General features: G+C 38.4%; 19 protein-coding genes and 1 pseudogene. 14 read left to right on the top strand and 6 right to left on the bottom strand.

All coding sequences use genetic code 11. The features are described 5' to 3' along the window. The first annotated feature begins 195 nt into the window (after window positions 1-195). From LY28_RS09250 to LY28_RS09285, 8 genes and pseudogenes are all read left to right on the top strand, one after another. Window positions 196-1,053, top strand: coding sequence for an amino acid ABC transporter substrate-binding protein (locus LY28_RS09250; RefSeq protein ID WP_110461895.1), 858 nt, complete (start codon window positions 196-198; stop codon window positions 1,051-1,053). Between the two features lie 144 nt (window positions 1,054-1,197). Next, entirely contained in the window at window positions 1,198-1,830 is a 633-nt protein-coding gene (locus LY28_RS09255; RefSeq protein WP_110461896.1) for an amino acid ABC transporter permease, read from the top strand. 15 nt (window positions 1,831-1,845) lie between these two features. Next, window positions 1,846-2,601 carry an amino acid ABC transporter ATP-binding protein gene (locus LY28_RS09260; RefSeq protein ID WP_110461897.1) on the top strand — a complete coding sequence of 252 codons (756 nt, stop codon included), beginning with the start codon at window positions 1,846-1,848 and terminating at the stop codon, window positions 2,599-2,601. Between the two features lie 161 nt (window positions 2,602-2,762). Next, window positions 2,763-3,347, top strand: coding sequence for a rubrerythrin (gene rbr / locus LY28_RS09265; RefSeq protein ID WP_110461898.1), 585 nt, complete (start codon window positions 2,763-2,765; stop codon window positions 3,345-3,347). A gap of 346 nt (window positions 3,348-3,693) precedes the next feature. Next, window positions 3,694-5,523, top strand: coding sequence for an AMP-dependent synthetase/ligase (locus tag LY28_RS09270; RefSeq protein ID WP_110461899.1), 1,830 nt, complete (start codon window positions 3,694-3,696; stop codon window positions 5,521-5,523). A 156-nt stretch (window positions 5,524-5,679) separates the two neighbouring features. Further along, window positions 5,680-6,249, top strand: a pseudogene (gene yihA / locus LY28_RS09275) (ribosome biogenesis GTP-binding protein YihA/YsxC); the annotation flags it as partial. 269 nt (window positions 6,250-6,518) lie between these two features. Next, window positions 6,519-7,778: a DUF445 domain-containing protein gene (locus LY28_RS09280; protein WP_242981200.1), complete on the top strand. Its 1,260-nt coding sequence runs from the start codon at window positions 6,519-6,521 to the stop codon at window positions 7,776-7,778. Between the two features lie 255 nt (window positions 7,779-8,033). After that, the gene (locus tag LY28_RS09285; RefSeq protein WP_110461901.1) at window positions 8,034-8,582 is read left to right on the top strand and encodes an NADH peroxidase; all 549 of its coding nucleotides are present in this window, start codon (window positions 8,034-8,036) and stop codon (window positions 8,580-8,582) included. A gap of 153 nt (window positions 8,583-8,735) precedes the next feature. Here LY28_RS09285 and LY28_RS09290 read toward each other — a convergent pair whose 3' ends face one another. The 4 genes from LY28_RS09290 to LY28_RS09305 form a co-directional block, all read right to left on the bottom strand. Further along, window positions 8,736-10,037: a lipopolysaccharide biosynthesis protein gene (locus LY28_RS09290; protein ID WP_110461902.1), complete on the bottom strand. Its 1,302-nt coding sequence runs from the start codon at window positions 10,035-10,037 to the stop codon at window positions 8,736-8,738. Between the two features lie 21 nt (window positions 10,038-10,058). Next, window positions 10,059-10,949 (bottom strand): glycosyltransferase, encoded by an 891-nt coding sequence (locus LY28_RS09295; protein WP_110461903.1) that lies wholly within the window; start codon window positions 10,947-10,949, stop codon window positions 10,059-10,061. Window positions 10,950-10,959: 10 nt separating this feature from the next. Then, window positions 10,960-11,637: a hypothetical protein gene (locus LY28_RS09300; RefSeq protein WP_110461904.1), complete on the bottom strand. Its 678-nt coding sequence runs from the start codon at window positions 11,635-11,637 to the stop codon at window positions 10,960-10,962. Between the two features lie 68 nt (window positions 11,638-11,705). Continuing rightward, the gene (locus tag LY28_RS09305; protein ID WP_110461905.1) at window positions 11,706-12,638 is read right to left on the bottom strand and encodes a decaprenyl-phosphate phosphoribosyltransferase; all 933 of its coding nucleotides are present in this window, start codon (window positions 12,636-12,638) and stop codon (window positions 11,706-11,708) included. Window positions 12,639-13,042: 404 nt separating this feature from the next. Between LY28_RS09305 and LY28_RS09310 the strand changes: the two genes are divergently transcribed. From LY28_RS09310 to LY28_RS09320, 3 genes are all read left to right on the top strand, one after another. After that, window positions 13,043-14,188 carry a metallophosphoesterase gene (locus LY28_RS09310; RefSeq protein WP_110461906.1) on the top strand — a complete coding sequence of 382 codons (1,146 nt, stop codon included), beginning with the start codon at window positions 13,043-13,045 and terminating at the stop codon, window positions 14,186-14,188. 818 nt (window positions 14,189-15,006) lie between these two features. Next, window positions 15,007-15,843: a transketolase gene (locus tag LY28_RS09315; RefSeq protein ID WP_110461907.1), complete on the top strand. Its 837-nt coding sequence runs from the start codon at window positions 15,007-15,009 to the stop codon at window positions 15,841-15,843. After that, on the top strand, window positions 15,831-16,772 hold the full coding sequence (locus tag LY28_RS09320; protein ID WP_110461908.1) for a transketolase family protein: 942 nt from the start codon (window positions 15,831-15,833) through the stop codon (window positions 16,770-16,772). Before LY28_RS09315 ends, LY28_RS09320 begins: the two co-directional genes overlap by 13 nt. A gap of 131 nt (window positions 16,773-16,903) precedes the next feature. On the opposite strand, the gene LY28_RS09325 is transcribed toward LY28_RS09320, so the two are convergent. Continuing rightward, window positions 16,904-17,593: a Crp/Fnr family transcriptional regulator gene (locus LY28_RS09325; RefSeq protein ID WP_110461909.1), complete on the bottom strand. Its 690-nt coding sequence runs from the start codon at window positions 17,591-17,593 to the stop codon at window positions 16,904-16,906. Window positions 17,594-17,888: 295 nt separating this feature from the next. Between LY28_RS09325 and hcp the strand changes: the two genes are divergently transcribed. Next, entirely contained in the window at window positions 17,889-19,739 is a 1,851-nt protein-coding gene (gene hcp, locus LY28_RS09330) for a hydroxylamine reductase (protein WP_110461910.1), read from the top strand. Between the two features lie 77 nt (window positions 19,740-19,816). Here the strand turns inward: hcp and LY28_RS09335 are convergent, their stop codons facing one another. After that, on the bottom strand, window positions 19,817-21,223 hold the full coding sequence (locus LY28_RS09335) for a stalk domain-containing protein (protein ID WP_110461911.1): 1,407 nt from the start codon (window positions 21,221-21,223) through the stop codon (window positions 19,817-19,819). Between the two features lie 310 nt (window positions 21,224-21,533). Here LY28_RS09335 and LY28_RS09340 point away from each other — a divergent pair, with 310 nt between their 5' ends. Then, window positions 21,534-23,480 carry a site-specific DNA-methyltransferase gene (locus LY28_RS09340; protein WP_110461912.1) on the top strand — a complete coding sequence of 649 codons (1,947 nt, stop codon included), beginning with the start codon at window positions 21,534-21,536 and terminating at the stop codon, window positions 23,478-23,480. 11 nt (window positions 23,481-23,491) lie between these two features. Continuing rightward, a complete protein-coding gene (locus tag LY28_RS09345) occupies window positions 23,492-23,845 on the top strand; it encodes a DEAD/DEAH box helicase family protein (protein WP_110461913.1) in 354 nt (117 codons plus the stop codon). Window positions 23,846-24,138: the final 293 nt, after the last annotated feature.

The raw sequence follows: 24,138 nt of genomic DNA on the forward strand, positions 1-24,138 counted from the left end.
GGAAGTAAAAAATTGGATATACATATCAAGCCCGGTATTCAGCCAATTTAATTAAATATAATTATTGTTTTAGCAAATCAACAATTTACTTTAATAAAGTTATGAAGTAAAATACATATAGACAGAAAATCGATAACGTTTTTTAAATGTAGACAGAATCTGACAAGAATATTTATTTTTAAAGGGGCGGGGATTATGAAAAAAAGATTACTGGTTAAGGTATTGGCTGTGGCAATAACAGCGGCATTTTTATTTGCAGGCTGCGGAGGCACAGATAACGGAGGGGCAAACACAGGTGATTCAGGTTCGTCCGGTACGGCTGCCGCGGATCAGTCATGGGATAAGATAAAGGAAAAGGGCGAGCTTGTTCTTGGCTTGGATGACAGCTTCCCTCCTATGGGCTACAGGGATGACAATAATGAAATTGTCGGATACGACATTGACCTTGCAAAGGAAGTTGCATCACGTTTGGGAATTAAGCTGAAGCTTCAGCCTATTAACTGGGATACGAAGGATCAGGAGCTTAATACAGGCAATATTGATTGTATCTGGAATGGTATGACTATTACCGATGAATTAAAAAAAGCGGTATTATTTTCAGATCCGTATATGAATAACCAGCAGGTGCTTGTTGTAATGGCAGATTCCAGCTATAGCAAGAAGGAAGACTTGGCAGGGAAAACAGTGGCGCTGCAGTCAGGCTCCAGTGCAAAGGTTGCCTTGGAGGGCAAGACAGATTTCAAGGCTTCACTGAAAGAGGTTATTGAGCTAAAGGACAATACCTTGTGTATGATGGATTTGCAGACAGGAAATGTAGATGCTGTACTTATGGATGAAATAGTGGCAAGGTATTTTATACAGATGAAGGGCGAAAAATACAGGGTACTGGATGAAGGCCTTGCAGCGGAAGAGTATGGAATAGGCTTCAGAAAAAGTGATGTACAGCTTATGACGAGGATTAATGACACCTTGAAGGAAATGGCTAAGGATGGGAAAATCACTGAAATATCCACTAAATGGTTTGGCAAGGATATTTCAATTATCGGCAAATAGTTAAAATTGTAAATTTATATTGAAAGGCTGTTGTACAATAGCACTGCACCTCGTGTTTCAGAACAGAAATTCAGGAATACGGCGGTGATAATATTATGCAGCAGCCTTTTAAACCGAGCTTTTTAAATAGAGAGGGGATTTATTGTGAAGCTGATTTCGCTTTTGTGTAACGGGATGCTGGTATCAATAGAGCTATTTGTGCTGACTTTGCTTTTCGCGCTGCCTTTAGGGCTTATTGTTGCTTTCGGCAGAAGGTCAAAAAATATTTTAATCAGCGGTATTACCGGCATATATATTTCTGTTATGAGAGGCACGCCGTTGATGCTGCAATTGGTTGTGGTATACTTTGGACCTTATTATATTTTTGAAAGGACCATTGACAGGTTTACCGCAGCGGTGGTCGCTCTGGCGCTTAATTATGCCGCGTACTTTGCAGAGATATACAGGGGCGGAATAGACTCTATACCCAAAGGACAATATGAGGCCGGAGAAGTTCTGGGGTTCACAAGGATGCAGGTGTTTTTCAGAATAGTGCTTCCGCAGGTTGTAAAGAGAATACTGCCAGCAATAAGCAATGAGGTGATAACCTTGGTAAAGGATACCGCTTTGGTAACGGCAATAGGTGTTGCCGAAATGTTTAAGGCAGCCCAGACGGAATCCAGCAGAATATTATCTGTAAGGCCTTTATTTGTTGCAGGTGCTTTCTATTATGTGATGAATCTGGTCATAGAAAGATTTTTCAGGTTCGCGGAGAAAAAGCTGGATTATTACAAATAGTGGGGGGAGTATAAAATGATAGAAGCATCAGATATATATAAGAGCTTTGATGGTAATGCCATATTAAAAGGAATATCCTTTCAAGTAAACAAAGGAGAGGTGGTTGCCATAATCGGACCGTCAGGCTCGGGGAAAAGCACACTTCTGAGATGCATAAATCTGCTGGAAAAGATTGATAGGGGCAGGATAACGGTAGAAAATGAAGTTATGGTTTCTACTAATGATTCTGGAAAAGCAGTTTATGCAGATAAAAAAAATTTAAGAAAAATTCGTTTGAAGCTTGGACTGGTTTTTCAAAGCTTTAATTTGTTTCCGCATTTCAGTGTCATGCAAAATATAACAGATGCGCCTGTAAATGTGGCAGGAATAAGCAAGGATGAAGCCAGAAAAATTGCCCGGGAGCTTTTGGTTAAGATGGGACTTGAGGACAAGGCAGATGCATATCCCTGCAACCTTTCAGGCGGACAGTGTCAAAGGGTTGCAATAGCAAGGGCTCTTGCACTGAATCCGGATGTCCTGTTCTTTGACGAGCCTACCTCTGCCCTGGATCCCCAGCTGACAATGGAGGTTTTAAGGGTTATAAGAAAGCTTGCACAGGAGAACATGACTATGGTGGTGGTAACTCATGAAATGGGCTTTGCAAGGGAAGTAGCCGACAGAGTCATTTTTATGGATAATGGGGTTATAGTGGAAGAGGGGACTCCGGAGGAGGTTTTTAATAATCCGTCAAATGAGAAAACAAGAGCCTTTATTAAGGGTTTTGATAAATAGATCAGGCTTTATGAAGCTTAAAAGTAACAAGTATGGTAAAAATTAACGCCTACACTGATAAAGTTCAATAAAAATGGAATAAATAGCTTTCTTATGGACAAAATATTCCAGTCGGAATATTTTGATATTTTGCCAATAAAAATTGTGTAGGGAGGATATTCATGGGAAAGCTAGCGGGAACAAAGACTTCTGAGAACCTTGCAAGAGCGTTTGCAGGTGAGTCACAGGCAAGAAACAGGTATTTATTTTTTGCGGAATATGCAAAGCACGAGGGACATAGAGCTCTTGAGCAGCAGTTTTTGCTGATTGCAGGCAATGAGCTTGCTCATGCAAAGGTATTTTATGATTTTTTAACAGACGGAATGGGCAGCGGAACAAGCAATGTAAATGTAAATGCAGGATATCCATTTGAACTGGGTGATACACTGTCAAATTTAAAAGCATCGGCTGAGGGGGAGAAAGAGGAACATTCAGTTATATATCCTGCTTTTGCGGATGTTGCAAAGCAGGAAAACTTTCCGGCAATAGAGACAGCCTTCAGGATGATAGCAAATATAGAAAAAGAGCATGAACAAAAGTTTAACCAGCTCAAGACTGATTTGGAGCAGCAAACCCTGTACCAGAAGAAACAGCCTGTGCAGTGGTTATGTACAAACTGCGGTCACATACATCAGGGTACGGATGCACCCGGAATCTGTCCGGTATGCAAGCACCCTCAGGGCTGGTTTGAACAGAAGACATCCTGATAATGTTCCATAAGGACTGGATTATGCATGTTTACTGACGTTAAACAAGTCTAAAGGACATAAGTATAAAAGCCATATTGGGCAGGAGTCTGCTCAGTGTGGTTTTTATTATTGAAGCGACTGAAGTCAATTGCGGTTGAGGCCTTAGCGGTGATATTTATATATCTGTCAAATTATGCTGCAATTTGGTTCTTAATATTGATATTATACAAATATAATATTATAATAATTATTACCAGGTAATAATTAAATGTGCTGCCGCTGCTGAACAACTGGTTATAGAATATTATATATTAATGCTCTTATAATTATTAGCCGGATTCGAAATATTTAGGAGATTACATTCATGAAGAAAAAAGGAGTCGCATTATCCGTTAAAAATGGCAGAAAAACGGTAACCGGTTTAGGCTATTACGAATGTATGCAGGTTGAAAACTTTAAGGAATTGATTCGGAATAGCATTGCGAAGTTCCAAAGTAAGCCTGCATTCAGATTTAAAAGAGATAATGCTGTTGCAGAGAAAACTTATATTGAATTTGGTAAAGAAATTGATGCACTTGGTACAGCACTGCACAGCTTGGGCTTGAAAAACAAAAGAATTGCAATTATAGGTGAAAACAGGTATGAATGGGCCTTGAGCTTTTTTTCCATAGTAAATGGAACAGGAATTGCGGTTCCATTGGACAAGCATCTTCCTCAGCTTGAGATTGAAAATCTCATAAGAAGAGGAAAGGTTGATGCTGTTTTCTACAGCAATCACTTTAATAAGGAGATGCTTGAGCTTTCAGGCAGGAATACAGGTATTGCACAGTTTATTTCTATGGACAGGCTTGAAGGAAACCCTCCTGAAAATTTTATCAGCATTAAAGAGCTGATGGAGAAGGGTAAAAAGCTGCTGGCTTCAGGAGATAAGAGCTTTACCGATGCTGAAATCAATCAGGAGGAGCTGTCTGTACTGCTTTTTACTTCGGGCACCACAAGCATGTCAAAAGGAGTTAAGCTGAACCAGAGAAATATATGCTCTAATGTCAGCGCTATTACATCAGTTATCAGGGTTTATCCAACGGATGTGCATTTGTCTGTTCTGCCGCTGCATCATACCTTTGAGCTTTCGGCGGGAATGGTTTTTATGCTTAATAACGGAGTGTGTATTGCATACAGTGAAGGGATAAAGCATATAGCAAAAAATTTAAAGGAGTTCAGGGTTACCGTACTTGTTGTGGTGCCGGCAATTTTGGAGGCAGTCTATAAAAAGGTACAGGAAGGTATAAGAAAGTCAGGAAAGGAAAGGCAGGTTCTGGCTGCAGCTAAGCTTTCAAGTGCCTTGCGGTCAATTGGAATAGATTTGAGAAAAAAATTCTTTAAGAAGATTCTGGCACAGATAGGGCCTGACCTGAGACTTGCTGTTTCGGGTGCTGCTCCCATCGGCAAGGAGATAATTTACGGGTTTGACATGCTGGGACTGAATGTTATACAGGGCTATGGCCTCACAGAGACTTCACCTGTGGTTGCATTAAATAATGATTTTTATAATAAAGCAGGTACTATCGGGCAACCTATGAAGGGTATAGAAGTAGCTATAGACAGTCCGGATGAAAACGGCATGGGTGAGATTATTACAAAGGGCCCCCATGTCATGATGGGATATTATGAGGATGAGCCTGCTACAAAAGAAGCAATAGACAGCTATGGCTGGTTTCATACCGGGGATTTGGGCATTATAGATGATGAAGGCTTTATAACCATAACAGGAAGAGCTAAGTCAATGATTGTTCTCAATAACGGCAAAAAGGCGTTCCCGGAAGAGTATGAAATACTGCTGAATAATATTGATGAAGTAAAGGAAGCCTTTGTTTGGGGGAATACAGCACCGGACGGAGATATTCAGGTCTGTGCAAAGCTTGTGCTTGATAAAAATAAACTAAAGGAAAAGTATGGTACTGAGCCGGAGGATTCTGTACTGGCAGATATTTTGCAGAAGGAAATTAAAAATATCAATCAGGAATTGCCCCAGTATAAAATAATAAGATACTTTGTTATCAGCTATGAGGAGCTGATAAAGACAACTACTTTAAAAATAAAAAGGCCGATGGAATATAAGAAAATAACTGGGCTGCTGGATGCATTAAACATAAATATAAGGAAGATAAACGGTACAAATATAGATGGCTTCTGACCATTGTAATAATTTTATTGGAAAAATTTATATAATTATAGTATTATAACTATACAAATGCTTTGTTTACAAATGCTTTGTTTAAAAAATTTTGCTTGGAAAATCGGGGCAGCAGCATATATAACAGCAATTTGAAAAAATGAAAGGAACAACGATATGATAATAAAAAATGCAGAACATGAAATTACAGCTGTAAAGCCAAACCAGTATCCTGTGACAGGATTTCCGGAGGTGGCTTTTGTAGGCAGGTCAAACGTGGGTAAATCCTCTATCATAAATACCCTGCTGAATAGGAAAAATCTCGCAAGGGTGGGTCAGACTCCCGGCAAGACCAGACAAATCAATTTCTTTATTGTTAATAATAATTTCTATCTGGTAGATCTGCCGGGATATGGATTTGCAAATGTTTCAAAGGAAATGAAGGCTTCATGGGAAAATATTATAGAAACATATCTGTATTCAAGAAAGCAGAATCACCTGAAATTGGTGGTAATGCTGGTGGATATCAGACATTCTCCCAGCAAGGATGATATAATTATGCATCAGTGGATTAAGGGGTTTGGAATGAAGTCCTTAATTGTTGCGACAAAGGCTGATAAAATATCAAGATCACAAATAAATGTCAGGCTTAATGATATCAGAAAAGTGCTTCAACTGGATAAAGCCACAAAAATCATACCCTTTTCATCAGAAAAGAGAACCGGAAAGGATGAAGTCCTTGAGGAAATAAGCCTGTCAATGGGTGAAGCTTCAATTGAAGCAGCTGAAAGCTCAAGGAGAATCAGCTGTCAAGATGAGAAAGAACTTGATGAGCTTGTTGAGCTGGACAGGCTTGGAGAGGAAGAAGAGCCGGAAGAATTGGCTGAACCGGCGGAATAGAAGAAGGCAGAATTGGCAGGGGTAGGTTTAAAAAGCACGCAAGACACAAAGAAATATGAAATAAAGGGCTTTGCAGGCTGAAAAGGCTTGTATATGATTATGGAGCAGTGACAAATATGGACATGGATAATAGCTATAAAAGTGAAGAAGAAAAGCTCAGAAAAAAACTGAGGAGTATGAGAATTATTGCAACCTCGCTGCTTATTTTAATGGCGGTTGTTTTTATAATATTCAGAAGATACGAGGACAGAGGCTTGTTTTTTTCATCTGTGGCAGCCTTTGCCGAAGCCTCCATGGTAGGAGCTCTTGCGGACTGGTTTGCAGTAGTAGCACTATTCAGGCATCCCTTGGGGCTTAGGATAATTCCGCATACTGCAATTATTCAGAATAATAAGCAGAGGATAGCAAAAGCATTATCAAATTTTGTGGTATCGAATTTCTTTACGCCTGAGATTATCAAAGCCAAGCTGGACAAGATAAATATCTCCGAAAGAATATCCGGTTATATCCGGCAAAACAAGGCTGCAATTGCAAAGGCTGTTTCAAGCAGGCTTCCGGCTATTATTGATTCTGTTGCCGATGACAATAAGCTTGAGGAATATATAAAGCGTCAGCTTAGTTTAAAAATTGAAAAGCTGAAATTATATCCTGTGCTGGCGGAGGTTTTGAAGCCGGCGTTGGAGGCGGGGTACCATAAGCCTATTGTTAAAGGGCTGCTGAATTCTACATATAATTTTATCGGAGAAAATAAGGATAAGACAATGCTTGTTTTAGGGGGAATAAACAAAACCTTAACGATGCCTTTTATAGGTGATATTATTTACAGAAAGATTTTGGAATTTTTATATACACAGGCCGATGAGCTTGACACAAATGAGGAGGTTGAGGTCAATAAGCTGCTGCTATCGGCTCTTCCGAAGCTTCTTGACGATATGCAGAATTCGCAGGAGCTTATCGAAAAGGGTGAGCTTCTGAAAAGCCAGCTTTTAAACTCAGAGTTATACTGTGAGCTTCAGGATAGGCTGGTTAATGCGGTGATTGATTTGAAAAGCTCCGTTATGTCGGATGAAGGCAGGCTGACTGAAAGGCTAAGCTCAATTTTAGACAGGCTTGTAGCAGAAATTAATGATAATAATACTCTTCAAGGGAGTATTGATATTGCCGTAACAGATGTAATTGAAGGTGTTGTTTCCCAATACGGAAATAAGGTGGGAGAGCTCATATACGACACGATGGAAGGCTGGGAAACAAATAGCATGGTTGAAAAAATTGAGGTTCAGGTCGGAGCCGATTTGCAGTATATAAGGATTAACGGTACTGTAATAGGCGGTCTTGCAGGACTTGCCATTCATTTGCTGACGGTGTTTTTTTTCTGAAAGGTAAATAATTAACAGATGGAGAACGAAGGTTATTCATCTGTTAGCTTGGGTTCCGGGCTAAAGGCTGCTAACGTTAAAAACAGCTTTCTTTTCAGTCTGATTTTACTTCCGGGCCGTTTGGTCTGGATTTAAAATATGTGTTTTAAAATAATTCCCCGGGGTATATATATAATCATCGCCGCAAAGCCAAATAATAAGCGGTTGAGAACACTAACCAATATAAATTATTATATATTACAGGAGGATTTGATAATGAAAAAATTTGTTTGTTCAGTTTGTGGCTATGTACATTCAGGAGATACTGCTCCGGACAATTGCCCTCAATGCAAGGCTCCAAAGGAGAAATTTGTTGAACAGAAGGAAACTTCAGCTGCTTTTGCAGATGAACATAGAATAGGTGTTGCTCAGGGTGTTGATGCTGAAGTATTGGAAGGCTTGAAAGCAAATTTCATGGGAGAATGCACAGAGGTTGGAATGTATCTTGCTATGGCAAGACAGGCTGAACGTGAAGGCTATCCCGAAATAGGAGCTTTCTATAAGCTTGCTGCATGGGAAGAAGCCGAGCATGCTGCAAAGTTTGCCGAGCTGCTGGGAGAGGTTGTTTATCCAGATACAAAGAAGAATCTTCAGTTGAGAGCGGAAGCAGAGCATGGTGCCTGTCAGGGCAAGAAGGATCTTGCTACAAGAGCAAAACAGCTCAACTACGATGCGATCCATGACACAGTTCATGAGATGTGTAAGGACGAAGCCAGACACGGCGCAGGCTTCAGAGGCCTTTTGAAGAGATATTTCGGTGAATAAAAATATAAAATGATATGAAAAAATACAATTCTTATTATCAGCAAAGTGTTGAATATAAAGGCTTACAGCTTTAGTTCACGAAACTGATTTTTGGAATTGTATTTTTTTGTGCATATATATTACCGACATTTTCAAATTTAAAATAAGGTTTAGCTACCTGCCTCTATTTGCAATTTTTAAGGACAGTATCAATAAAAGGTTTGTTAATACCACACTTATAAGAGCTCCCTTCATATCATAAAACCGGACAAGGTAATATTGCAGCCCGAGAGCAAACGGAAGTATTGCTAATGTGGAAAGGCCTGTAAGCATTGCCCTTTTACTTCCTTCAATATTATAAACATATACATAAATCTGATATATGGTATATAAGGCAATGCCTAACGAGGAAAGGACTATGTAAATAAGGTTTAACTTATAATCCTGCCCGAACAGTAAAATAAAAATTATTGTTAAAAGCCCTGAGCCAATCATGACTGCAGCTATAATAACCGGAATATATCTCCTGATACTTTTTACAAGTCCTCTGTGATTTGCCTTTGCTAAAAATGGCAAAAAAACAACCAGAAATACTTCATAAAATAAAACTGAAAAAATATTTTTGACGAAGCCCTGATATGCATTGTAAACTCCCACAGTTGAAGAGCTGCAAAAATAATTTACAAAAAATAAATCACTTGAAAAGGTAACTCCGCCAAGAAACATACTCAATATATTGCTAAAGCTATAAATATAAACCTTTTTAATGCCTGACAGGCTTATTTTACATATCTTGAAAATTTTTGCTCTTGTCAGGGCAAGGGCTGTAAAAACCAAGTGAGAAATTATCAAGCTGTAGACGTAGATTTCAAAACTTTTTATATTAAGTACAAAAAAGCAAATTATTATAAGCACAAGATTAATAACAGCCGAAAAAAGCTTAAAAAGGCATATTGAGTTGAACTTTCTATGCCCTCTCAGATAGGACTCACTGATTGTACTCAGGCTTAAAAAAATTGTAAGCAGGATAGCCAATTGCCATTCATTAAAAGGAATATTGAATTGCTTTAAAATCAGTTTATTTATAAAAAGCAATGATATTGAAAATACAGGAATAGATATAAGGCTGCCTAAAGCAGCTATACTCATTAGTTCCTTCCTGTCCTTAGCATCACTTTCGGGCAGAAACTTGTACATTGCACTGTGAACCGCTAAAATCATGGGAACAAATAGTAAATACGCAATATTGCTGATTACTCCTGTACGCCCGAATTGTGACGGAGTGAGGGTTCTTGCAGTCAGTACTATTATAATGGTCGTAATCAAATAAACAATAACCTTAAAGAAAAAGACCCTATTAATACTGGTTAAAAAATCTCTGTAATCAGAGTTGCTTATGATATGCTTTAATTTAGTATTTTCTAAGATTTTTTCCCTAAAGAGCATATATACTTTTGAAGCTTTAGTGTTCATCATTAACTCCTCAGGCTAAGGATTTCAATGTGTGTCTTTGCTTTCAGGCTTTCCTTTTAAAAACGATGTACGTATAAAATACCTCTGAAAAATTCTTAAATATAATGGAACTGCCAAAAGAAATATTACCAGTTTAGCTAATATATCGCCTTTAACCTTTTTCGAAAAATATTTGAGATTCTTTAATGCTTCCTCCAGCATATTTGAAACAGATATTTCATGGGTGAGATGATAGCTTACCGCGGCATGGCTTTTTACAAACTTAATTTTTTGCTTATATAGGCGGTAGCCCAGTTCTAAATCCTCATAGCCCCATCCTTTGAAGTTTTCATCAAAAAGTCCGGCTTTAAGAAGGCTTTCACGCTCCAGCGATACATTTCCGGTATAAAAAACAATCCAAATAATAGGATTATACCGGAAAAAAAGTAATTTTCTCAGCAGCTTATCATGAGAATCAAATGCAATGGTTGCATTTGATTCCATGTCATCCAGAAAGCTGTAAAGCTCCTCCTGTGAAAGCATCATTTTCTCAAGCTTGTATTCCATCATATGAATATCTTTTCTGTTTCCCAGCAGTATGCAGGGTTCCTTGTGCCCCTCAATATGCATTTTTACAAAATTCCTGCAGGGAACCCTGTCATCATCAATAAATATTATTATTTCTCCCTTGGCCTTTTTGGCACCGAGGTTTCTTGAAGCTGAACGTCCTACATTTTTTTTCGATACTATCTCCGTAATAGGATAAGAAAAATTAATTTTACTATATGTATTTAAGGTTTCATCCTCGCAGCCGTCAAATACCAAGATTACTTCAACAGAATTGTCCACTTGGCCTTCAAGTGCCTTTAGCACTGTATGAAGTCTGGAAATTCTGTCTTTTGTATTGATAACAATACTTGCTTTTATATAAGACATAGAGCACCTCTTATTTCACATCTATTGATTTAAAGCTATTGCTGCTTGTAAGCTTATTTGATATTTTTTCTATCCACTTATCAATTGGCAGTAATAATACCGCTATTATAAACGGAATATGGCATAGAGCAAAAATTATTCCTTCAGTATACGTAGGTATTCTTCCAAAGAAAATAATAATGTGGTGGGAATACTGCAATACATCAGGCAGCGCAGAGGAATTAATAACATACCACATTAAATCAAGAAAGCCTGAAAATATTATTAATACGCCGGTAACAGATATTTTAATAACATTACCCGGCTTTCCTCCACCCATTCTGTATGCAAAAGAGGCTGTAAAATTTATCATTGGATATAACAGCAAATACAGAAGTGTGTAAAATTCTCCTCCGACCTCATCATATTTTACAGGCACTATTCCACTAAAACCAAAATAGCTTATTCTAGGAATTATGTAACCCAAGAACACAAAAAACGGGAGTATTACTAATAGAAAGCCATGCTTTTGCTTGTTAGGGAAAAAGGCTATACTTAAAATAATGAAACCATAAATTGCCAGCTTGAATACCAGCCACCATATTTTTTCAATAGCACCTTGATGCGGCAGACAAAACCAGGTAATTAAAAAACCTGAAAAACCAATTACTAGACATATTAACCAGAAATACTTTTTTAAAACCTTCATTAATTCATCCTCCTAATATATTTTGCATTTTATTTGACCTTCCCTCCCTTAAATTGAAAACCTCACATCTAAGAGAAAGCAAAGGGTAAAGCTTTAATGAATTTAATTGTTATTGCTATAAACACCAATAAAACAAAATTAACGATAAATGGGATATCATTAACCAGCACTATCTCAGGATTTTCTCCCACATTTGATTTAAGAGACAGATATTGGTATCTTAACATTCCATAAATAACTGAAGGTATTGTCAGCACCATCCATATGTTTTTTGAGACTTGAAAGGTATAAAAGGAATAGAATATTATAGAGCAGGATGCAACTATCGGTAAAATCTGATTAATTAATTCTACCGAATATTCATTCAATATTTTTCTGTGCTCTTTTGCATTGCTGTTTAACGTATGTATTTCCTGCTTGCGTTTATTCAGTCCTAAAAACATAGTAAGGAAAAATATGCACAGTAAAATCCATAGAGATATCTCTTCATTTATAACTATATATCCAGATATCACTCTCAGAACAAATCCTGTAGAGATTACCATAATATCCACGATTACTATTTTTTTAAGCTTTATGGTATATAAAACATTAAGAATAAAATAAACTGATATGACTGCTGCAAAGTTGTAATTAAACCAAAAGGATAGTACTAATGATATGGGACACAATATTATCAGCAGTACAAGGGCCTGTACCTTAGATACTGCTCCTGAAGCAAGGGGACGAAATTTTTTTATGGGATGAATTCTGTCAGCATTGATATCTAGCAAATCATTTAAAATATAAACTGAACTTGATATTAAGCAGAATAAAATAAGTCCAATACAGGAATTGACCACGTGAGACAGTTCAATTATATTTCCCGAGAATAACAAAGCTAAAAAAACAAAAATATTTTTAATCCATTGTTTAGGTCTGAAAAGTCGTACCATAGAATTAATATTGGTTGCTTTTCTTTCAGATATAAGGAGCTCCGGGTAATCAAATTTATTATACAATAACTGTACCTTCCTTCCCCGATTTATTTCAGTATTTTACTGAAATAATACTTCTGTTTCGTTTTTTTACATTAATTGCTATTATAATACAAATAATACACTTATATCACAAATAATACACTTATATCACAAATAATACACTTATATCACAAATAATACACTTATATAACAAATGATACACTATATTAAACTATTTGTAAATATTTTTAAAACAATATTTGGTTAAACAGAAAATATTATATAAAAATATATAATTGTAACTTTTTTAATTAAAGCTTCAAAGGTTTTAAAAATAAAATAATTGTAGAAATTAATAAAGTTAAGTATTATACTGAACAGAATAAATATAGTTTGAAAGTGAATAAAAAAATCGGGGAAAATGTACATGGAGAGGACGGACTGAAATGAGTACAGTAGGCATGGTTTTCGGTATTGCTGTTATGATATCTTTTTACGGAAGTGCTAATTTTTATATTGGAAGAAGAATATTTCAATGTCTTAGGTTTCTTTTCCCGCATATAAATGTAACAATATTTACAGGTATATATATAGCAGTGGCATTATCGCTCATAATTGGCTATCTGCCGTTGCCTTCGGGCATTAAGGGGATAATGGGCAGGGCAGGCGCATATTGGATGGGTATTTTCATATATTTGTTAATGCTTTTCCTTATGGCTGACTTGATTATTTTTCTTGCAGGTATAGTAAGGGCTGTCCCGAATCCCACGCTTCAAGGAATTCGTTTTTATGAGGGGCTTATTGTGCTTTTGCTGGCTGCCTGCTTTGTGGGCTATGGCATATATAACGCGAATCAGATTAAATATATTTCCTATGACATTCAAGCGAAAAAAACAGCTTATCCGGCTGATATGAAAATAGTCATGATAAGCGATTTACATTTAGGAGCTGTAAATTGCGAAAAGCGTCTTGCAGATATAGTACAGGGCATCAATAATTTGAAGCCTGATATTGTGTGTATAGCCGGAGATATTTTCAATGACGATTATTATGCTTTAAGTAAGCCTTATGAAGCAATTAATCTTCTTAGAGGTATTAAGACGGCATATGGTGTATATGCCAGTCTGGGGAACCATGACAGTGGGAAAACCTTCAAGGAGATGGTTGACTTCCTTGAGCAAAGCGATATAAAGCTCCTTAATGATGAATATGTAATTATTAATGAGAGGCTGGTTCTGCTGGGACGGGTAGATTCGTCCCCTAACGGCGGATTTGGGGAATTAAAGAGAAAGGATACTAAGGAAATTTTAGCTTCGATAGACACAAATATGCCTGTTGCGGTTATGGACCATACTCCTGCAAACCTTGACCAGTATGACGGCAGGATTGATTTAGTACTTTCAGGACATACTCACAGGGGACAGATATTTCCGTTCAATTTAATAACAAATGCCATATTTACTGTAGACTATGGACATTATCAGAAGGCTTCAGACAGCCCCCATTTTATAGTTACGTCTGGAGCAGGTACATGGGGGCCGCCAATGCGGGTTGGCTCCGATAATGAAATTGTAAGCATCTTATTGCGATAGAGATTGAAAAGCTCTGATTTCTTGAAAAAGGAAAAGGTTACCGCAAAAGTTCATATAGAATTCACGAAACAATCAAAAATTATTAACATACTGGGGCTATTATATAACCATAGCCTTTTCATTGAGTCAATTCGGTGCAAGCCGGTAATAATTGACTGTTTCCTCTTCTTTTATAATTTTTGTTATAGCTCCGGCAACGGAGCTTTTATTGTTTGGTGTAAAAAGCATAAAACAAGCATTTTAAAAGGCCGCTTTAAAGCTTAATTCATTTTTTCGGTTTTTAAAGCCCGTATATTAAGGGAGATAAATGCAAATTAAATGTAGAATAATATGAGGTTTTGTAATATAATAAAGTGGTGTTCTGATGGAAATACATATCAGAGGACAAGTAAAGCTTTGCTACAACAAAATCAAAAAGCAGGTAAGAAACATAAATACAAATAATATGGGGAAGAATTGAAGATGACTAAGGTCAATAACAGTTCAAGCCTTAGCAATAATCAGAATATCAAGTATATCGTTTTTTAGTGGGATTAAGCATTTGATATTAAAAGATTTTATTATTTATGATATACTATGTCAGAATGGATTGTTTCTGTATTATTTCAGACATATTTTTATAGGTTGGTTGCCTGTGGCTCGGTTATTGGGGATTCCAAGCCTAAGCTGTTTTTTAGCCTCTGGTAATTGACTTTATTTTAGAAAGTATTGTGTGTGTGTTTTATTTTTGCTTATTAAGTTTTAATTTTGCTTTAGGTATTGTTTCACTTTAGTAAAAAATGTTATTATACAAAAAAGCATTAAAAAGGAGCAGCAATATGGAAAAATTAGAATTACAAAAGATTGCAAATGAAATCCGTAAAGGAATTGTAACGGCAGTGCATAGTGCAAAGAGCGGACATCCGGGCGGATCTTTGTCTGCGGCGGATATTTTTACTTATCTTTATTTTAAGGAAATGAATATTGACCCAAGGAATCCCAATAAGGAAGACCGGGACAGGTTTGTTCTGTCAAAAGGGCATGTGGCTCCGGGGCTATATTCTACACTGGCTCACAGAGGATATTTCCCGGTAGAGGATTTGAAAACCTTACGTCATGTAGGCTCATACCTTCAAGGACATCCGGATATGAAGCATATTCCGGGAGTGGATATGTCAAGCGGTTCATTGGGACAAGGCGTTTCTGCGGCAGTAGGTATGGCGCTTTCTGCTAAATTAACCGGCAAGAATCACCGCATTTATGCCCTTATGGGAGACGGAGAGCTTCAGGAAGGCCAGATATGGGAAGCGGCAATGTTTGCCGGACATAGAAAATTGGATAACCTTTTAGTAATTGTTGATAACAACAATTTGCAAATTGACGGCTGTATCAGTGATGTATGCTCACCATACCCTATTGACAGAAAGTTTGAAGCATTTAATTTCCATGTAATCAATGCGGATGCAAATGATTTTGATTCTCTTGAGTCTGCCTTTAATGAAGCAAGACAGACAAAGGGAATGCCGACTGCCATTGTAGCAAAGAGCATAAAAGGAAAAGGTGTTTCGTTCATGCAAAACAAAGCAGGGTGGCATGGAAAGGCCCCTAACGACGAGGAATATGCAATTGCAATGAAAGAATTGGAGAAAGCAGGTGAAGCCTTATGCCAGAAATAAAAAAAATTGCTACAAGAGAAAGCTATGGAAAAGCATTGGCTGAATTGGGTGCAAAATATGATAATTTAGTAGTATTGGATGCTGACCTTGCGGGAGCTACAAAGACAGATACTTTTCAGAAGGCATTTCCGGAAAGGCATATAGACTGTGGTATTGCAGAGGCTAACATGACCGTTATAGGAGCCGGAATGGCAACAACAGGCATGGTTCCTTTTATAAGTACTTTTGCAATGTTTGCCGCAGGACGTGCTTTTGAGCAGGTACGTAATGCCATAGGATATCCTCATCTGAATGTAAAAATAGGCGCTACACATGCCGGAATTTCAGTTGGCGAAGATGGAGCTTCCCATCAGTGCAATGAGGATATCGCCTTAATGAGAGTAATTCCTGGAATGACAATAATCAACCCGTCTGATGACGTGGAGGCGAAAGCTGCCGTTTATGCCGCATATCACCATCAGGGCCCTGTTTATCTGAGATTCGGAAGACTGGCAGTTCCTGTGATTAATGATAATGCCGACTATAAGTTTGAGCTTGGAAAGGGCATTGTTTTGAGAGAGGGAAAAGATATTACAATAGTTGCCACAGGCCTTGAGGTTTCAGAAAGTCTGGCTGCGGCTGAAAAATTGGCAGCAGACGGTATTCAGGTCAAGGTTATAAATATTCATACAATTAAGCCTTTAGATGAAGAACTGATTATAAAGGCGGCAAAAGAAACCGGTAAGGTAGTAACCGTTGAAGAGCATTCTGTTATCGGCGGATTGGGAAGTGCAGTATGTGATTGCCTGGCTGCGAATGCACCGACAAAGGTGATGAAAATCGGTATGAATGATGTATTCGGAGAATCAGGCCCTGCAAAGGAGCTGCTGGTAAAATACGGTCTTGATGCCGACGGTATCTATAAGAAAATAAAAGAATTTCTGGCTTAAGCTTAAAAACCTAACACCTTAAAAAATTCTTTGTTAAAAGAGGCTGCTTTCGAAAAATTAACAGAGCCGCAGTATTTCCCGTGGTTGCTTCAGACCTGTAAATATTGCGCTGTTAAGCGAAAGCAGCTTTTCTACATCAGGCATTTCTTAAGTGCTTCCGCAGACAGAATTTTAAAGGAATTCTGGTAGTAGTCCAGAATATTTTCCTCCTTCATTTTAGCAAGCTCACGGCACATCGAGGTGCGGGAGACATTCAGATATTCGGCAAGCTCATTTCTATTTGGAGTTATATTGAAGCTAAGGCTGTTATTGCTTTTTGATTCGGTCAGAAGATAAGCCGCCAGCTTTTCCCGCATTCCTTTCAAAGCAAGCAGCTCGATTTTATTGTTAAGATTATAGTTTTTCTGTCCTAAAATCATCATCATATTCTGTATAAGCTGAACATGAAAGCTGCATGAATTACCGCAGCTCTTGATTATCCTTTCATAAGGAATAAATAGTATTGCGGCAGCCTCCTTTACCCTGATTGTAACAGGAGAAATCCTCTGAGCGGTACATACAATTCCTTCCCCGAAAATCTGAGCAGGATCAAGAAAAGCCATTATATGCCTGTTGCCTGCAAGGTTTTCCTTTATAATCTCCGCCGAGCCTGATACAAGGATTCCAATATGATTAATCTGATTTCCTGCGAAGAATACATATTCGTTATCCTTATAGCTTCTGGTATATGAACAAAGGCAGGATAGGAGAGCTCCGAGGTTCTCGCCTGCAATTCCTTTAAACAGCGTGCATTTTGATAATACGGGAATGTAAGCTTCCAATTTTTATACCTCCGATTTAAATATTTGCCCCAAACTATCTGACGGTTGCATAGTTTATTTATCCGATAGTAATTGACTAAGGTCAATTACGGTTCAAGCCTTCGCAACGATAGAATATCGTTTTTTCAGCGAATTAAGCTTTTAAGCTAATTTTGAACGCAGTTTGATAGTAATTAACTTTGGCAAAAAAATGTAGCTGAGGCTACAGCATAGGATAGTTAATTCTATTATACTAAGTCTGTAAAACAAATCAAGCACATTAATCTCAAAATAAATTAAAAGGAGATAGATAAATATGGAAAATAAAATGTTTTGTTATCAATGTCAGGAGACAGCAGGCTGTACAGGCTGCACAAATTCCGGTGTATGCGGAAAGTCACCGGAGCTTGCAAGGACACAGGATTTATTGATTTATGCGACAAAGGGCTTGAGTATCGTTACGACTGCATTAAGAGCGCAGGGAGAGAGTGTTTCTCCCGATGTGAATCATCACATTACCCTCAGCCTGTTTACAACAATTACAAATGCCAACTTTGACGAAGAGGTAATTTATCAAAGAGTGCGGGATACCTTGAAGCTAAAAGAGGCTTTACTGAAAAAAACGAAAAATAAGGAAGCCATGCATCCGGCAGCCTTGTGGAACGGAACAACGAAAGAGGAATTAGATTCAAAGGCGGAAGAGGCAGGAGTTCTTTTTACAAAAAATGAAGATATCAGAAGCCTCAGGGAACTTATTATCTATGGAAACAAAGGTCTGGCCGCATATATGAAGCATGCAAATGAGCTGGGCTACGATGACGAGGCAATCAATGCATTTATGCAAAGGGCACTGGCGGCAACCTTGGATGACAGCTTAAGCGCAGAGGCTTTGACAGCCCTTACCCTTGAAACAGGAAAATTCGGCGTTGACGGGATGGCGCTGCTTGACACTGCAAATACTTCAACCTATGGTAATCCTGAAATTACAAAGGTGAATATAGGAGTAGGCAAAAACCCCGGTATATTAATTTCAGGCCATGACCTCAAGGATCTGGAGCAGCTCCTTGAGCAAACACAGGGCACAGGAATTGACGTATATACACATTCTGAAATGCTTCCTGCCCACTACTATCCGAAATTCAAGAAATACAGCAATTTTACAGGTAACTACGGAAATGCATGGTGGAAGCAAAAAGAGGAATTTGAAAGCTTTAACGGACCAATCCTTATGACAACAAACTGTATAGTACCCCCAAAGGATTCCTATAAGGCAAGATTATTTACCACAGGTTCTGCAGGCTTTAGCGGATGCACTCATATTGAGAAGGATGAAAACGGCAATAAGGACTTTTCGGCTGTAATAGAAATGGCTAAGGCCTGTAAACCGCCTGTTCAGATAGAGGAAGGGGAAATTGTAGGAGGATTTGCCCACAAGCAGGTTCTGGCACTGGCGGACAAGGTTGTTGATGCCGTAAAAACGGGTGCTATCAGAAAGTTTTTTGTAATGGCAGGCTGTGACGGACGCCAGAAGGCGAGAAATTACTATACTGATTTTGCAAAAGCACTTCCGAAGAATACTGTAATTATGACTGCGGGCTGTGCTAAATATAAGTACAACAAACTGGAGCTGGGTGAAATTAATGGTATTCCGAGAGTTCTTGATGCGGGACAATGCAACGATTCGTATTCATTGGCAGTAATTGCACTGAAGCTGAAGGAAGTATTCGGACTTGATGACATCAACAAGCTGCCTATTGCCTTTAATATTGCATGGTATGAACAAAAAGCAGTTATAGTGCTTCTTTCATTATTGCATCTGGGTGTTAAGAATATACACCTTGGGCCTACCCTGCCGGCATTCCTTTCTCCGAATGTAGCAAAGATATTGGTTGAAAATTTCGGAATCGGAGGAATTACAAATGTGGAGGACGATTTGAAAATGTTTTTAGGTGATGAAGAAAAGGAAGCAGGCGCAGCTGTTTCAAAAGATATGATTATAGGTGACATACTAAAAATAAATCCGGATTATGCAAGGGTATTGATGGAAGCAGGAATGCACTGCCTCGGCTGTCCTTCCTCACAGGCGGAAACATTGGAGGAGGCATGCGGCGTACACGGCTTGGAGATTGAAAAAATATTGAAAAAGCTGAATCAAGCGAAAGGCTAAGCCGGTATAGGGGTCGTTAAATAGAAGCTTCCTTGCAAGGGTGACAATACATCACCCCCTGCAAGGAAGCTTTGCTTTTATTTTATCTCGATTGCATCAAAAACACTCTTGTTTTTTACAACAATATACTTTGCTTCGGAAACCAGTCTGTCCATGTATGAATCTGCGGCATCACTTGTAAGCTGAGAACGGATAGCTTCCTTTGCATCTTCAAGGGAGCTCTTTTTTACAAATTTCATAACATGATATCCATATGAGGTTTTTATAATGCCGGTATCTCCTTCCTTTGCCTGAAAGGACCAATCCTCGAATTCCTGTACCATTTCACCCTTGCCGAAGGTATATTCTCCGCCGGAATCCTTAGAGCCGGGGTCTTCGGAATATTCCGCCGCAAGTGAGGCAAAATCCGCTCCCGCATTTACCTTTGATAAGATTTCCTCGGCTTTTTTCTTGATTTCTGCCTGCTCCTGATCACTTTGGTCTGAATCTGCCAGCAGTAATATATGCTTTACGGTAACCGTATCATACATGGCTTTGTTATTTTCGTAGGCTTTCAAAATCTCATCTTCGGAAATAGTGATTTTATTAATTTCCTCCTGAAGATTTTTATTTGCCAATTCATAGTCCTTTAGAAACTGCGTATATTCAGCAAGGCTTATGCCGTAATATTCCTGCAGCTTTTTTTCGGCTGCTTCCTTACTGCCTTCCTGCTCTATAATTTGAGATATTGAGCTGTTGATTTTCGCAAGGTCCTCCTCGCTTAAGACAGCTTTATTTTCCTTTGCTTTTGATAAAAATATTGCCTGCTCCTTTGAATAATCCAGAGCCATTTCCTTTACAAGGGCTGCTGCCGTAGAATCGTTAATGACGGTATCCCACATGTTTTCTTTTACTGTCAGTGAAGCGGCATTTTGTGAAATGTAATTTGTTACATAGCTTTTTGCGTTGCTTAAATAAATATTGAATTCAGCTTTTTTGATTTTTTCACTGCCTACACTTGCCACATAATCTCCGGGAGCACCTATGGATATGGATTTGGTACTGCCCTCCCAGTTTACGGATAAGCCTAGATTTTGTGAAACAAATTTTAATGGCAGCATGGTTCTTCCGTTAATTTCCATGGGAGCGACAGTCGAGGTAACCTTTTTCCCGTTCACCAGAGCCGAGGTTTGATTGAGCCAAAGCTCAACCTTGTTCTTATTGTATGTAATAGTTACCTTTTTGCTTTTGCTGTCCCAGCTGACTTGCCCTCCAAAGGCCTCAATTATGGAACTGATAGGAACCAGAGTGGTGTCGTTTACTAATACGGGTGTAACCTTGCTATTTGAATCAATAGCTTTTTCAATTCCGCTGACCAGCATTGCAGGCTTTCCGATGGTTAATATTATAACCTCGTCATTTCCAACTGCCGCAAAGGAAGGAAATATAGAGCTTCCAGCCAATAAAACAGTTAAGCCCGCGGCCATCCAAAATTTATTTTTCATTTCAGCCTCCTAAATTAAATTTCTAAAACTGCATTGATATAGAATACTTATACTTCGATTATATACTATTAAGTTCATATTCTCTATGATTTTTACAAAAAATTTATATTATATGGAGGAATTCCTATATTTATGGTACAAAAAAAATGCTTAATTTCTCAATAGTTTGATGGACTTTATGCATAGAGATTCCTCGGCTGTTTTGGTATAATATATATACCATAAAAAGTAATAAATGTATCATGTGGAATATTTTATAAAAAACAATTGAATTGAAGCTTATTTATATTTGAGAGGTGCGGACATATTAATGAAAGAGATAAAGCTGAATGGTGAAACAGCTGATATAGCGCTTGAGAATATTAAAAAACTGAAAAGTATTTTTCCGGATGCAGTTTCTGACGGAAAGGTTGATTTTGACAAGTTGCGGCAGATGCTCGGTAAATACATAGAAACAAGCAATGAAAGGTATAACTTTACATGGAATGGTAAAGGTAAAGCCTTGCGCATGGCTCAGACTCCGTCTGCGGGAACGTTAAGGCCCTGCAGGGAAGAAAGCCGGAACTGGGAGTCTTCTCAGAATCTTTATATTGAAGGTGATAACCTTGAGGTTATGAAGCTTTTGCAGAAAAGCTACAGCAATAAGGTCAAAATGATATATATTGACCCTCCCTATAACACAGGCAGGGATTTTGTCTATCCTGATAAATTTAAAGACAGTATAGAAAACTATAAGACTGTCACAGGGCAATTGGACAGTGAAGGGAAAAATATAAGCAGTAACAGCGAAACCAGCGGAAGATACCATACAGACTGGCTGAATATGATGTATCCTAGGTTGAGGCTGGCAAGAAATTTACTTGCCGATGACGGTGTGATTTTTATAAGTATTGATGACAATGAGGCAGCTAATCTTAGAAAAATATGCAATGAGATTTTTGGAGAAGATAATTTTCTGGCAAGCTTTCCGAGGATTACAAAGAGAGCGGGAAAATCCACAGAGGCCGTTGCCCGAAATAATGATACTATCGTGCTTTTCTCTAAAACTGACAGTCCTAAGCTGTATTTGCTGGAGCATACTGATGAGGGATTTAAATATAAAGATGAATTTGTTAAAGAACGGGGACTATATAAAGTTAACCAACCGTTGGATTATGATAGCTTGCAGTATAGTCCGGGATTGGATTATCCCATTACAATTGAGGGTGAGACATATTATCCGGGAAATTCTCAAGAGAAATTCTCAGAGCGCCGGAAAGGAAGTTATAACAGGGCTGATTGGGCATGGAGATGGGGGAAAAAGCTATTTGCTTTTGGATTAAAAAATGGATTTATTGTTGTAAGGAAGTATGACACATATTCACGTATTTATACTAAGACATATCAAAAGGCAGCTATTGAAAAGAATGAGAACGGGGAATTTTATATTTCATATATGCAAAGAACTAAACCGCTTTCAACTCTTGAATTTGTTAAGAATGAATACTCGAATGACAATGCCAGAAAGAATATTGCCAGTTTGTTTGAGAGTAATATTTTCGAATATTCAAAGCCGGTTTCTCTGCTTAATGCTTTAGTAAAGTTTACCACAAAGGATAATGATCTGATTCTTGATTTCTTTTCCGGTTCATCAACAACAGCACATGCTGTCATGCAAGTGAATGCAGAGGATGGAGGCGGGCGGAAATTTATTATGGTACAGCTGCCGGAGCCAACGGGTAATAGGGATGAAGCCTGTAAAGCCGGCTACAAAAATATTTGTGAAATAGGAAAAGAGAGAATCCGAAGAGCAGGTAATAAAATAAAAAAAGAGAATACCCCGGAAAAAATACAGAACGTTGATATTGGCTTTAAGGTGTTTAAGCTGGACACCTCAAATGTCAGGGAATGGCAGCCTGACTATGAAAATTTGGAGCTGAGCTTAATGAACTTTATTGACCGGCAGGTTGACGGAAGAACGGAGCTTGATATTGTATATGAAGTAATGCTGAAGTATGGCCTTGAGCTTGCATACCCTGTAAAGGAGCTGGCTGTGGCCGGCGGAAAAGTCTACCTGGCAGGCTCGGAGCTCATAATATGTCTGGAGGATAAAATAACAGCAGATGTTGCAAGAGGCATATCAGGGCTTCTGAAAGAGCTTAAGCCGGAGATATGCCGTGTGGTATTCAGGGATAGAGGCTTTTACGATGACAGCAGTAAGGCTAATATTAAGGAAATACTTAAAAACGAAGGGGTAGATGAATTTATTACGATTTAGGAGATACTTGAATGAAGCTGAAATTTGATGCAAATTTGGAATATCAGGAGCAAGCGGTTTCTTCCGTCGTGGATTTGTTCAGGGGACAGGCAGCTGTAAAAGCCGGTTTTACTGCTCCGGCCGATGCAGGCACAACAGGCATGCCGGGCAGCGAAAATGGTTTTGGAAACAGGCTTGAGCTGGGGGAAATGGATATTTTAAAAAATTTGAGGGCTGTTCAGCTCAGAAACGGACTTGTACAGACAAAGGCATTAAATGAAGAGCAGTATGATTTCGATATAGAAATGGAAACAGGAACGGGAAAAACATATGTCTATTTAAGGACTGTATTTGAGCTTAATAAAAACTACGGCGCGACTTGTTAGTCAGCAACCACTATCCTATAGGATTAAGCCCTATAGGCGTTAGACCGTGTAGTGTTAAAATGGCTGGACAAAGTAATTTGTCTAACTGTAACTTCGATAGGTGGAATGATGGAGTAACGCCCCGAAACGCCTACCCTGATACTCCGATTGGCGTTGCAAGATAGTAATTGCAGGGTCAAAAGCTCGGTGAAGTCGACTGAATGCACTCGCTATATCGACAACGGTAAAATGTAAATGTATCGTTATGGCAAAAGCAAGCCAGAGGTGGCTGTGGGTGTTAGGTCGGGGGTCTA

Origin of the sequence: Ruminiclostridium sufflavum DSM 19573, from assembly GCF_003208175.1 — a bacterium.
GTDB classification, from domain to species: Bacteria; Bacillota; Clostridia; order Acetivibrionales; family DSM-1351; genus Ruminiclostridium; species Ruminiclostridium sufflavum.